We start from the raw sequence: 12,363 nt of genomic DNA, 5'->3' as shown, positions 1-12,363 counted from the left end.
CCAACCGCACGTATTTCCCGAAAGGACTCACCCGAGATGAGGATGAGCCGACGCGACTTCATGATCTCACTCTCCGCCACCGGAGCGGCACTTTCCGTGGCGGCGTGTTCGTCCTCCGGCAGCGGCGGCTCCGCGGTCAGGTTCGGCTATATCGCCGACTACAACGGCGCGAGCCTGCTGGCCATCGCCGAGGAGCGGGGCCTGTGGAAGAAGCACGGCCTGACCGCCGAGCCCAAGGTGTTCGTCAACGGACCGGTCCAGATCCAGGCCCTGCGCACCGGCAATCTGGACTACGGCTACATCGGTCCTGGCGCCCTGTGGCTGCCCGCCTCCGGCAAGGCCACCATCGTGGCCATCGACACCCTCACCTACGCCGACCGGGTCATCGCCAGGCCCGGTATCAACTCGATCCAGGAGCTGAGAGGGAAGAAGGTCGGCGTCCCCGAGGGCACTTCCGGTGAGATGGCGCTCAATCTGGCGCTCCAGAAGGCCGGGATGACGATGAAGGACATCTCAAAGGTGGTGATGGACGCGCCCACCGTCGTCTCCGCGTTCTCCTCCGGGCAGATCGACGGCGCCGGGATCTGGTATCCGCTCATCGACACCATCAAGGAGAAGGTGCCGGGGATGAAGGAGGTGGCGAGCACCGAGGATCTCCCCGGCTCCTCCTTCCCCACCGCGTTCGTCTCCGCCGCCAAGGCGAAGCCGGAGCGCGATCAGAAGGTCGTGAAGGTCCTTCAGGAGGCCAACGACTGGCGGGCCGCGCACCCCAAGGAGTCCATCGCGCTGGCCGCGAAGCTGCTCAAGGCCGATGAGGCGAAGGTCGCGGCGGACGCGAAGCATGTGAAGACGATGACGACCGCCGAGCTGGTGGCCAGAACCAAGGACGGCACCGTCGAGAAGTGGCTGGACGGCATGAGCCAATTCTTCGTCCGGACCGGGCAGCTGCCGAAGGCCCCCGCCCCGTCCTCGTTCTACGCCGGTGACCTCTACACAAAGGCGGCCGCCCGATGAACCTGCTGTTCCTGATGACCGATCAGCACCGCGTCGACACCCTCGGCTGTTACGGCAATCCGCATGTGGCCACGCCGAACCTCGACCGGCTGGCGGCGACCGGCACCCGGTTCGACCGCTTCTACACTCCCACCGCCATCTGCACCCCGGCCCGCGCCAGTCTGCTCACCGGGCAGGCGCCCTTCCGCCACCGGCTGCTGGCCAACTACGAGCGCAACGTCGGCTATCTGGAGGATCTGCGCGAGGACGCGTTCACCTTCCCCGGCGCCCTGGCCGAGCGCGGCTACCAGCTCGGCCTGGTCGGCAAGTGGCATGTCGGCACCCACCGCAACGCCGCCTCGTACGGCTTCGACGGGCCCGATCTGCCCGGCTGGCACAACCCCGTGGACCACCCGGACTACGCGGCGTACCTGAAGGAGCGGGGCCTGCCCCCGTACCGGATATCCGATCCGATCCGCGGCACCACGCCCAACGGCAATCCGGGCAATCTGCTGGCGGCGCGGCTGCACCAGCCGGTGGAGGCCACCTTCGAGCACTATCTGGCCACCCGCGCCATCGAGCAGCTGGAGCGCTACGCCGCGGACGGGCGGCCGTTCTTCCTGGCCACCCACTTCTTCGGGCCGCATCTGCCGTATCTGCTGCCCGACGCGTACTTCGACGCTTACGACCCCGACCTGGTGGACCTGCCCGTCTCGATCGCCGAGACCTTCGAGGGAAAGCCACCGGTACAGCGCAACTACAGCGCCCACTGGACCTTCGACACCATCCCCATCGAGGTTTCCGCCAAGCTGATCGCGGTCTACTGGGGCTATGTCACGCTGATCGACGAGCAGATCGGGCGCATTCTCACCCGGCTCGACGAGCTCGGGCTGGCCGATGACACCTCCGTGTTCTTCACCGCCGACCACGGCGAGTTCACCGGCGCCCACCGGCTGCACGACAAGGGCCCGGCGATGTACGAGGACATCTACCGCATCCCCGGCATCCTCCGGGTCCCCGGGGAAGCCCCGCAGGTGCGCCAGGAGTTCGTCAGCCTCACCGACTGCACCGCCACCATTCTGGACCTCGCGGGCTGCGACACCTCACCGGCCGTGGACAGCCGAAGCCTGGTGCCGCTGGTGAGGGGTGAGCATCCACGGTGGCCGGCCGAGCTGCTCGCCGAGTTCCACGGCCACCACTTCCCCTATCCGCAGCGGATGATCCGCGACGAGCGCCACAAGCTCATCGTCAACCCCGAGTCGGTCAACGAGCTGTACGACCTGGACACCGATCCCCATGAGCTGACCAACCGCTATGAGCACCCCGAGCTGCTGCCCGTGCGCCGCCGTCTGATGCGCCGCCTGTACGACCTGCTGCGAGAGCGCGGCGACAACTTCTACCACTGGATGACCCCGATGTTCGACATCGGCGACCTGGACTACGACCCGAGTCTGAGCTCCTTCGAGCCGGAAGGGACCGCGTAGATGAGACGAAGCCGCAGACGGAGCCCCCGACACAGCCCTGGCACTCTCGTCGCCGCACTGCTGTGCGCGCTGCTGGCCGGGCTGTTGCCCGCGGTCCGGGCGACGGCCGCCCAGCGCCCGGCGACGGAGCACACCACGACGGCCCGCCAGGCGACCACCTACCACAACCCCCTCACGGCCGGAGTGGTCGACACCTTCCCCGACCCGGTGATGGTCCGGGGCAAGGACGGCCTGTGGTACGCGTACGGCACCCAGAACCCGGTGTTCCAGAGCAAGGGCGAGGACGGTGAGCGGATGCTGCCCATCCTCCGCTCGGCCGACCTGGCGCACTGGGAGTACGCGGGGGAGGTCTTCACCCCGGAGACCAAACCCGCCTGGCACAAGGGCGCCCGGCTGTGGGCCCCCGACATCCGCTATGTGAACGGCCACTACAACCTCTACTACTCGGTGTCCTCCGAGAACACCGTCGGAGTGGCGACCGCGCCCACCCCCACCGGCCCCTGGACCGACCGGGGAGCCGTACTGCCCTCGCCGAGCGGCTGCGCCACCGGCAACATCGACCAGGCCCAGTTCACGGACGAGGGCGGTCAGCCGTATCTGTACTGGGGCAGCTACGACACGATCTGCGTGGCGAGGATGAACGCCGCCCGGACCCGTATCGAGGGCGCGGTGACCGAAGTGGCGCAGGGCCGCCGGATGGAGGGCGGGTTCGTCGTCCGGCGCGGAGACCACTACTACCTGTTCTACTCCGACGCGGGGTGCTGTGACGGCGCCTACAGCGGCTACCAGGTCAAGGTCGGCCGGGCGACCAGCCCGACCGGGCCCTTCGTGGACGACCAGGGCGTTCCGCTGACGGCCGCCACCAGCAAGGGCGGTGTGGTGCTGACCGCCAACGGCAACGGCTGGATCGGCCCCGGGCACAACGCCCTCCAGACCGATCTGTCCGGCCAGGACTGGCTCGTCTACCACGCCATCTCCTCCGACGACCCGGATCTGAAACCGGCCGCGGGCGGCACGCTGAAGCTGTCCAAGCGGCCGATGCTGATGGACCGGCTGGACTGGATCGACGGCTGGCCGGTGGTGCGGGCGGGGGCCGGCACTTCCCAGGGCGCACAGCGGGCCCCGGTGGCCTCCTGGGCCGCGGGCGGCACGTTCAACGACGGTTCGCTGAAGGGGTGGCACGGCGGTGGCGGCTCCGGTACGGACGGCTGGAGCGTCGGCCATGAGCAGGACGCGCGAGGTTTCGTCACACCGCGCGGGAATCCCACCGGCCCCGCCCACCTGGTCTCGGACCGGTCCGCCCCGGCGGCCCGGCGCGCCGAGGCCGACCTGCGGGTCACCTCGGCCACCGGCGCGGCCGGGCTGCTGGCCGGCTACACCGGCCCTGACGACTTCGTGGTGGCGTGGCTGGACCGGCAGCGCGACGCACTGGTGACGGACGTACGGGTCGACGGCCGCAGCCAGGGCACCCGTACGACCCCGCTGCCGCCCGACTTCGCCTGGGACACCTGGCACAACGTGGCGGCGGAGATCCGTGGCACCCGGTTGACCGTGGAGGTGAGCGCGGACCGGCTGCGGGACGCGGTGGCCACCCAGGAACGGTCGCTGCCCGCGGCGGCGGTCCGCTCCGGCAAGGTCGGCGTGGCCGCCCGGGGCGCCGGTGCGGCGGCCGACAACGTGGGGGCCGCGGCGCTCCACACACCGGTCACCAGCCGCGTCCCCGAGCATGTGCCGGGTCCGCCGCTGCCCGCCTACAGCGATGACTTCGACACCGCCACCGTCCCCGGCACCACCGCGGATTCTCCGTGGTCCTGGGTGCGCGGACCGGCGTCCGGGGTCACGATGTCCGGTGGCGCCCTGTCCTGGCCCACTCAGGGTGCCGAGCTCTATCTCGGCACCAATACGGCGTCGGTGCTGACCCGGGACGCTCCACCGGGCGACTACACCGTGGAGACCAGGCTGCGCTTCGCCCCGGGGCGGACCGATCAGCAGGCCGGGCTGGTGCTGTACGGGAACGACGACCGCTACTACAAGCTGGTGCACGCGGTGCTGCCGGTGAGCCACGCGGACGGGAAGACCACACATGTCACCGAGTTCGCGAAGGAGGGCGAGCGTCCCACCACCACACCGCCGACCCCGGTGGCCTACGGGCCGATGTTCGGCGGCCCGCCCGCGGACACGCTGTGGATGCGGCTGTCGTACCACGCCGACACCGCACGGGACGAGACCGAGGTGCGCGCCGCCACCAGCACGGACGGTGTGACTTGGGTGCACACCGGCGTCTGGACCCTGCCGACGTCAAGCAAGCTCAGGATCGGCCTGGTCGCGCAGAACACCACGGGCGCGGTCGCGCGGTTCGACTATCTGCACACCTATCGCGGCTGACCTGCCGAGTGGGCCCCCGTCCTATGCTGATCACCGTTGTTGACGCGAGACGGGGGCCACTTCGGTGGCCGGAAAAGGTGAGAGAGCGTGGCCAAGCCTGTACGTGCGGCTATCGGGGACGTGTGGATCACATGTGTGTTCTGCAAGGGCGATCTCTTCCGGGATCGCGAGGTGAAGCTCAACAGCACCGGCATGGAGCTGTTCAAGTTCGGCTGGGCCAACGAATCGGCCACCGGATTGATCTGCTGGAACTGCGGCTATGTGCACCTTTTCGCCAACAAGGACGTCGAGCTGTACAAGGTGAGGAAGGGCGAGATCTAGCCAGGCCCACCGGCGGCCGTCCGAGGTCGTGGCAAAAGTTGCTGCGCGGGATCTTTACATCGATGTAAACGGGTGATGGCATACCCCTGCCCGGTCAAATCCCCCGCCCTCCCGGAGATCCCATGGCTCACCCGGACATCACCTCGCCCGAAGTGTCGAACGACGTTCCACGACCCGAATATCCCCGGCCCAGTTTCGTCCGTGAGGACTGGCTCAATCTCAACGGCACCTGGCAGTTCGCCTTCGACCCCGGCGACAGCGGACTCGAACGCGGCCTGGTGCACCGGGAGCTGGACGGGCGGATCCTGGTCCCGTTCTGCCCCGAGTCCGAGCTGTCGGGGATCGGGGACACCGACTTCCACCCCGCGGTCTGGTACCGGCGCACGGTCCGGATACCGGCGGACTGGGCCGGCCGGCGGGTGCTGCTGCACTTCGGGGCCGTCGACCACGACGCCACCGTCTGGGCCGACGGCCGCGAAGTGGCCCGGCACAGCGGCGGCTTCACCTCCTTCACCGCCGACCTCGGCGTGGTGGCGGGCGCGGCCGGCGGCGACGCGGAAGTGGTGATCGTCGTACGGGCCCGGGACGCCCGCCACGGCACTCAGGCGCGCGGCAAGCAGGCCACCGACTACGCCAACAGCGACTGCCACTACACCCGCACCACCGGCATCTGGCAGACGGTGTGGGCGGAGCCGGTACGCGAGGTCCATCTGCGCAGGCCGCGGATCACCCCCGATCTCGCGTCCGGCGCCTTCCACCTCGAACTGCCGCTCAGCGCCAACCGCCCGGGCCACCGGATCACGGCCCGGGTGAGCGACGCGGACGGCCGGACGGTGGCCGAGGCGAGCGTACGGGCCGACCTGGATCTGGCGCCCCGTATGGTGCTCGCGCTGCCCGAGGACCGGCGCCGCCCGTGGTCTCCGGAGGACCCCCATCTGTACCGGGTGCGGATCGAGCTGCTGGACGGCGGCGGCGAGACCGTGGACCGCGCCGAGTGCACCGCCGGGCTGCGGTCGGTGGCCATCGACGGCAAGCGGCTGCTGCTCAACGGCCGCCCGGTCTTCCAGCGGCTCGTCCTGGACCAGGGCTGGTACCCGGACGGGCTGATGACCGCGCCCGACGACGACGCCCTCGTCCGGGACATCGAGCTGTCGCTGGCCGCGGGGTTCAACGGGGCGCGGCTGCACCAGAAGGTGTTCGAGGAGCGATTCCTGCACCACGCGGACCGGCTCGGCTATCTCGTCTGGGGCGAGTTCGGCGACTGGGGAGCCAGCACCGGGCGCACCACGGGGGACAACCAGCAGCCCACCGCCGGATTCATCGCCCAGTGGCTGGAGGCCGTGGAGCGGGACTACTCCCATCCGTCGATCGTGGGCTGGTGCCCGCTCAACGAGACGCACCAGGAACTCCACGACCGGCAGACCGTCCTGGACGATGTCACCCGGGGGATGTTCCTGGCCACGAAGGCCGCCGACACCTCCCGTCCGGTCCTGGACGCCTCCGGCTACTCCCACCGCGTGGCCGAGACCGATGTGTACGACTCGCACAGCTATGAGCAGGACCCCGAGGCGTTCCGCCGCCAGATGGCGGGGCTGGACAAGGACGACCCGTATCTCAACCCCGACAGCCGGGGGAACCCCGGAAGGAAGGACACCGACGCGGTGTGGTCGCTGCCGTACCGCGGCCAGCCCTACTTCTGCAGCGAGTTCGGCGGCATCTGGTGGAATCCGGAGGAGGCGGATGGAGCGGCCGGTGACGACCGCGAGGTGTCCTGGGGGTACGGGCAGCGGCCGCGGACCGAGGAGGAGTTCCAAGCCCGCTTCGCGGGGCTGACCGGGGCGCTGCTCGACGACCCCCTGATGTTCGGCTACTGCTACACCCAGCTCACCGATGTGTTCCAGGAGCAGAACGGCGTCTACCGCTTCGACCGGAGCCACAAGCTGGACGTGGAACGGCTGCGCGCGGCCCAGCAGCGCCCCGCCGCCTTCGAGCGCCCGGCCGCCTTCGAGCGCCCTGCCGCTGAGGAGGGGCGATGAGCGGCCTGTCACGGCGTGGTCTGCTGAGAGGCGCGGTGTACGGGGCGGGGGCCGCCGTATCGGCGTCCGCGCTCAGCGGCTGCGGTTCGATCACCGGGAGCGTGCGGAGCGCCGACGAGATCGAGTACTGGACCCTGTTCACCGGCCCCGACGGCGAACTGATGAAGACCATGACGCGGAACGTGGAGAAGCGCGTCCCGGGTCTCAAGGTCAGGACGACGGTGCTGGACTGGGGCCCGCCGTACTACACCAAGCTGGCGATGGCCTCGGCCGGTGGCCGTTCGCCGGATGTGGCGATCATGCACCTGACCCGGCTGGCGGGCTATGCCCCCGGCGGTCTGCTCGACCCGTGGGACATGGATCTGCTGGCCGAGTTCGGCCTGAAACAGGAGGACCTCAACAAGACGCTCGTCAAGCGGAGTCTGTACCAGGGCGAGCCGTACGCCGTTCCGCTGGACACCCACCCGTTCGTCGTCTTCTTCGACCGGGACGTCCTGGACAAGGCGGGGCTGCTCACCGGTGACGGGCAGCTGGTGCCCTTCGAATCGCCGAAACACGCCCTGGAGCTGATGGACAAGCTCCGCCGGTCCGGCGGCAAGCTGGGGCCCGTCTTCGGCCACGCCAACGACGCGGCGATGGGCTGGCGGATGTTCTGGACGCTGTTCAGCCAGACCGGCGCCACCTTCGACCTCACGGGGAAGCGGGCCGAGATCGACGAGGACACCGCCGTCGAGGTGGTGCGCTTCATGGCCGACCTGACGCGCGACAGCCGCACCATGGACGTCCAGACGGCCATCGCCGCCTTCGCGGGCGGCCGCTCCCCGATGATCTTCTCGGGCGAGTGGGACATGGCCACCTACAAGTCGACCCTGAAGGACAAGCTGGGCGGCTCCCCCATCCCCACCTTCTACGACCGTCCGGCCGGGGCCTCGGACAGCCACGCCCTGGTGCTGCCGCACCAGGACAACCCGGATCCGGAGCGCAGGCGGCGCGCCCACCGGTTCGTGGCCGAGCTGGTCCGGTCCGGGCTGACTTGGGCGACGGCGGGCCACATCCCCGCGTACACACCGGCCGTCTCGTCCGCGCGGTACGCGAAGCTGCGCCCGCAGTCGGAGTACGCGGGCGCCGCGAAGCAGCTCGTGCTCGATCCGCCGGTGTGGTTCGCGGGCTCCGGCTCCGACTTCCAGACCCGGATGTGCCAGGCGCTCGATCCCGCGCTCGGCGGCTCGTCGTCCGCGCAGAGCGCGGTGCGCACGATGGTCTCCCAGATCAACACCCTGCTGGCCCAGCCGAATCCGGCCTGATCGCGACGGAGTCGCAATGGAAAGGAGCGATGTCATGGCTTCCGTCTCCACGCCCGCGCGGCGGGCCGCGGCCGGATCCCGGCGCGCCGGATCCCGGCGGGCCGCCGCCACGGACCGGCTTCGGTCGGGCGGCGCCGGGTGGCTCTTCGCCACCCCCTTCCTGGTGTTCTTCACGCTCTTCCTCATCGTGCCGATCGGCATCGGGCTATGGATGAGCTTCACCAACGCCAGCCTGACCGGGCACGGTGACAGCACCCTCGTCGGCCTGGACAACTACACCGAGGCGTTCGGCGACAGCCAGGTGTGGCAGACCCTCGGCAACACGGTCTGGTTCACCGTTCTGACCACGGTCCCCCTGGTGCTCGTCGCCCTGGCGATGGCCCTGCTGGTGTACACGGGGATGCCGGGGCAGTGGCTGTGGCGGCTGGCCTTCTTCGCCTCGCATCTGCTGCCGGTCGCGGTGGTCTACCAGATCTGGAGCATGCTGTTCCAGCCGGACCGGGGGATGCTCAACGGCCTGTTGAAGATCTTCGGGATCGACGGCATCGGCTGGCTGACGGACGAGAAGTACGCGATGTGGTCCATCGCGCTGGTGACCCTGTGGTGGACCGTGGGGTTCAACTTCCTGCTCTACCTGGCCGCGCTCCAGGCGATCCCCGACCACCTCTACGAGGCGGCCGCGCTGGACGGCGCCGGGGCGTGGCGCAGGCTGTGGTCGGTCACCCTGCCGCAACTGCGCCGGACCACCGGGCTGATCGCGGTGTTGCAGGTGATGGCGTCGCTGAAGGTGTTCGACCAGATCTATCTGCTGACCAAGGGCGGCCCGAACGGGGCCACCCGGCCGATCCTGGAGTACATCTACGACACCGGCTTCACCAACTACCGGCTCGGCTACGCCTCGGCGGTGTCGTATGTGTTCTTCGGGCTCATCATCATCCTCTCGATCGCCCAGCTGAAGATCTTCTCGCGCAGGGAGGACTGATCGCGCCATGACCACCGACACACTCTCCCCCCGTACCCCCGGAAAGCCCCGGTCGACCATGCCGCGGGAGGTGGTCCGGCGGCGCCGCTACGGCGGCCACGTCTGGCACCCCTCGCTCGGAACGGGCCCCCTCCCCCGTGTGCTGACGCTGCTGGCGCTGGCGCTGATGACGGTGGTCTGGCTGGTGCCGTTCGGCTGGGGGGTGGACACCTCGTTCAAGACGGAGGTCGACGCGAGCGCGTCGGGCGCCGACTGGATTCCCAAGGCGGGCTTCACCCTCGACGCCTACCGGACCATCTTCGGCCAGGGCAATCTGCCGGTGTGGGCGGTGAACAGCGTGGTGATCGCGGTGTGCGTCACGGCCATCACCGTGGCCATCTCGGCGATGGCGGCGTACGCCTTCTCACGGACGCTCTTCCGCGGCCGCCGGGTGCTCTTCGCCGTCACCGTCGCCTCGATCATGGTGCCGCCGCAGATCCTGATCGTGCCGCTGTTCCGGCAGATGCTCGCGATGAACCTCGTCGACACCTATGCGGCGGTGATCCTGCCGCAGGTGGTGGCGCCCGCGATGGTGTTCATCCTGAAGAAGTTCTTCGACGGCATTCCGCGGGAGCTGGAGGAGGCGGCCCGGATCGACGGGGCGGGCAGCTTCCGGGTGTTCTGGAGTGTGGTGCTGCCGCTGTCCCGGCCGATCCTGGCGGCCGTGGCCATCTTCGTCTTCATCAACACCTGGAACAACTTCCTCTGGCCGTTCATCAGCACGAGCGATCCCCAGCTGATGACCCTGCCGGTGGGGCTGTCGACCGTGAAGGACTCCACCGGGCTCCGCAACGCCCAGGAGTCGGCCGCCTCGATCCTCGGCTCCATCCCACTGCTCATCGTCTTCATGCTGTTCCAGCGTCAGATCGTGAAGTCGGTGGCCACCACGGGTCTGGGAGGTCAGTGAGCGGTAGTGGCGATACCGCCCTCGGTGGACTCGCGGGTGTGGAGGGTGTGGCCGACGACGACCTCCTGGGCCGGACGGTCCGGTGTCTCGATCCGCTCCAGCAGCAGATCGACGGCGTGCCGGGCGATGGCGCCCTTGTCCGGCGCCACGCTGCTCAGGCTCGGTGTGCTGTAGCGCGCGGCCTCGATGTCGTCGAAGCCCATCACGGCCATGTCGTCCGGCACCCGCAGTCCGCGCTCGTACAGGGTTCGTAGCGCGCCGAGGGCGAGCGCGTCGTTGAAGCAGAACACGGCGTCCGGCGGTTCGGGCCGGTCCAGCAGCGCCGCCATGGCCCGGGCGCCCTCGGCCAGGTGGTAGCGGGGCGTCTCCCGCTCCAGGAGGGGGTCCAGCGGCAGCCCGGCCTCCTCCAGGGCCTCGCGGTAGCCGGTCCTGCGCAGCAGCGGCGTGCCGATGTACGGCTCGGGCTGGATGCCGATGGCGGCGATCCGGCGGCGCCCGCCGGCCGCCAGATGGGCCACGGCCTCCTTGGCGGCGGTCACGTTGTCGATCACCACATGGTCGGCGAGGCCGCCGCTGGGGCGTTCGCCGATGAGCACGAGCGGCACGGTGCCGAGGTGGTTCGCCAGGGCGCTGCCGTGCAGGGCGAGCGGGCTCACCACCATGCCGTCCACGATCTGGTCGCCGAGGCCGTGGATCACCGCCGCCTCCCGCTCGCGGTCGCCGAGGGTCTGCTCGATCAGCAGGGTGCGGCCGTGTTCCTCGGCCGTGGTGAGGAAGTGGCGTCCCAGCTCGGCGAAGTACGGGACGTCCAGCTCGGGCAGGACCAGCCCGATCATGCCGGTGCTGCCGCGGCGGAGGTTGCGCGCCACCCGGTTGGGCCGGTAGCCGAGCTCCCGGACGGCCCGCTGGACCCGCTCCCGGGTCGCCGGGGACACATGCACAAAGCCGTTGATCACATTCGACACGGTCTTCGGGGAGACCCCGGCGAGCGTCGCCACGTCCTTGACGGTGGCGCTCCGGCCGGCACCGTCCGAGCGCTTCCGCCCCGGTGTCGCTTGGTCCCTGGTGGTCTGCTGTTTCACGGCGGTCACCGACCGATCCTAGAGCGTGCCGGTGGCGGGCCGCACCGCCGGGCACACCGCGGGCCCCGCCCCCTCAGGCGGCTGCCGCCCCCTCGGGAGACGGGTGCCGCACGGACCACGGCCCGCCGACGTCGTCCCATATAGCCAGAATATGGCGATCCTCTCGAAGGCGCCCTGCCTCGAGGGCCAGGTCATCCAGACCTCTTACCTCGGCGACCGCGGGCCGACGCGAAGATCGGAACACAACCGGAATGGAATACTCAATTCAGCTTGAACACCAAGATTACATAAAGCCGAAAGTCTTTTTGGCTCGCATCCGTTGTGACAGAGGTGCCGGATGCCTATAGTGCCGTGAGGTGTACATGCAACTCCCCGAGCGGATGCTGGACGTCACGCAACGGAGGAAGTGTAGTGCCGCTGATTTCCTGGGTGTCCGATCCCCTCGGACCCTTTCGAAGATGCAGATGAGCCTGGTGCGCCGCTGACCCACGGCGCCTGTCAGTGACAAGATCCCGGCCCGGTGCTGTCGCGGCCGGTACGCATCTCTCTCAGGAATCCTTGAAACGGGAGACCTTCTCGTCACCGCGCCCTCGGGCGCCCATGAGTGGCCACGCTGTGCGCGTGGCTTGGAAAACTCCGACCGGCGAGCGAATGGAGGTGACTGAGGATGACAGCCGAGGACTTCCTGGCTTCCCGCGAGGCGGGCGAGGCCGCGACGAAGTGGTAATTGTCGCGACCGATAGGTAAGGGGTGCCGGGCGGATCTCCGTATTCGCCCGGCACCCCGTCAGGTCAGTGTGTACGAGGGTGGGTGGGACAATGCTGCACGGA

9 protein-coding genes are annotated in these 12,363 nt (G+C 69.3%); 8 read left to right on the top strand and 1 reads right to left on the bottom strand.

The genetic code is table 11. The features are described from left to right. The first annotated feature begins 36 nt into the window (after positions 1–36). From ACMTAK_RS47415 to ACMTAK_RS47380, 8 genes are all read left to right on the top strand, one after another. Positions 37–1,014: an aliphatic sulfonate ABC transporter substrate-binding protein gene (locus ACMTAK_RS47415; RefSeq protein ID WP_413811905.1), complete on the top strand. Its 978-nt coding sequence runs from the start codon at positions 37–39 to the stop codon at positions 1,012–1,014. Further along, a complete protein-coding gene (locus tag ACMTAK_RS47410) occupies positions 1,011–2,477 on the top strand; it encodes a sulfatase-like hydrolase/transferase (RefSeq protein ID WP_413811904.1) in 1,467 nt (488 codons plus the stop codon). The genes ACMTAK_RS47415 and ACMTAK_RS47410 overlap by 4 nt, the downstream gene beginning before the upstream one ends. Then, positions 2,478–4,862, top strand: a complete 2,385-nt coding sequence (locus ACMTAK_RS47405; protein ID WP_413811903.1) for a family 43 glycosylhydrolase — start codon at positions 2,478–2,480, stop codon at positions 4,860–4,862. Between the two features lie 87 nt (positions 4,863–4,949). Further along, on the top strand, positions 4,950–5,183 hold the full coding sequence (locus ACMTAK_RS47400) for a hypothetical protein (protein ID WP_413811902.1): 234 nt from the start codon (positions 4,950–4,952) through the stop codon (positions 5,181–5,183). Between the two features lie 122 nt (positions 5,184–5,305). Beyond that, positions 5,306–7,219 carry a glycoside hydrolase family 2 protein gene (locus tag ACMTAK_RS47395; protein WP_413811901.1) on the top strand — a complete coding sequence of 638 codons (1,914 nt, stop codon included), beginning with the start codon at positions 5,306–5,308 and terminating at the stop codon, positions 7,217–7,219. Next, a complete protein-coding gene (locus tag ACMTAK_RS47390) occupies positions 7,216–8,523 on the top strand; it encodes an extracellular solute-binding protein (RefSeq protein WP_413811900.1) in 1,308 nt (435 codons plus the stop codon). The genes ACMTAK_RS47395 and ACMTAK_RS47390 overlap by 4 nt, the downstream gene beginning before the upstream one ends. Positions 8,524–8,557: 34 nt before the next feature. Next, a complete protein-coding gene (locus tag ACMTAK_RS47385; RefSeq protein ID WP_413811899.1) occupies positions 8,558–9,505 on the top strand; it encodes a carbohydrate ABC transporter permease in 948 nt (315 codons plus the stop codon). A gap of 58 nt (positions 9,506–9,563) precedes the next feature. Then, complete coding sequence (locus ACMTAK_RS47380; protein ID WP_247615769.1) at positions 9,564–10,451, top strand: carbohydrate ABC transporter permease; 888 nt, start codon at positions 9,564–9,566, stop codon at positions 10,449–10,451. Here the strand turns inward: ACMTAK_RS47380 and ACMTAK_RS47375 are convergent. Beyond that, the gene (locus ACMTAK_RS47375) at positions 10,445–11,542 is read right to left on the bottom strand and encodes a LacI family DNA-binding transcriptional regulator (protein ID WP_413811898.1); all 1,098 of its coding nucleotides are present in this window, start codon (positions 11,540–11,542) and stop codon (positions 10,445–10,447) included. The two genes, ACMTAK_RS47380 and ACMTAK_RS47375, sit on opposite strands and share 7 nt — an antisense overlap. Between the last annotated feature and the right edge of the window lie 821 nt (positions 11,543–12,363).

Origin of the sequence: Streptomyces lacaronensis, from assembly GCF_047337785.1 — a bacterium.
Taxonomy (GTDB): domain Bacteria; phylum Actinomycetota; class Actinomycetes; order Streptomycetales; family Streptomycetaceae; genus Streptomyces; species Streptomyces lycopersici.
The sequence above is the reverse complement of the archived record's forward strand: the minus strand, read 5'-3'. Positions and strand labels throughout refer to the sequence as shown.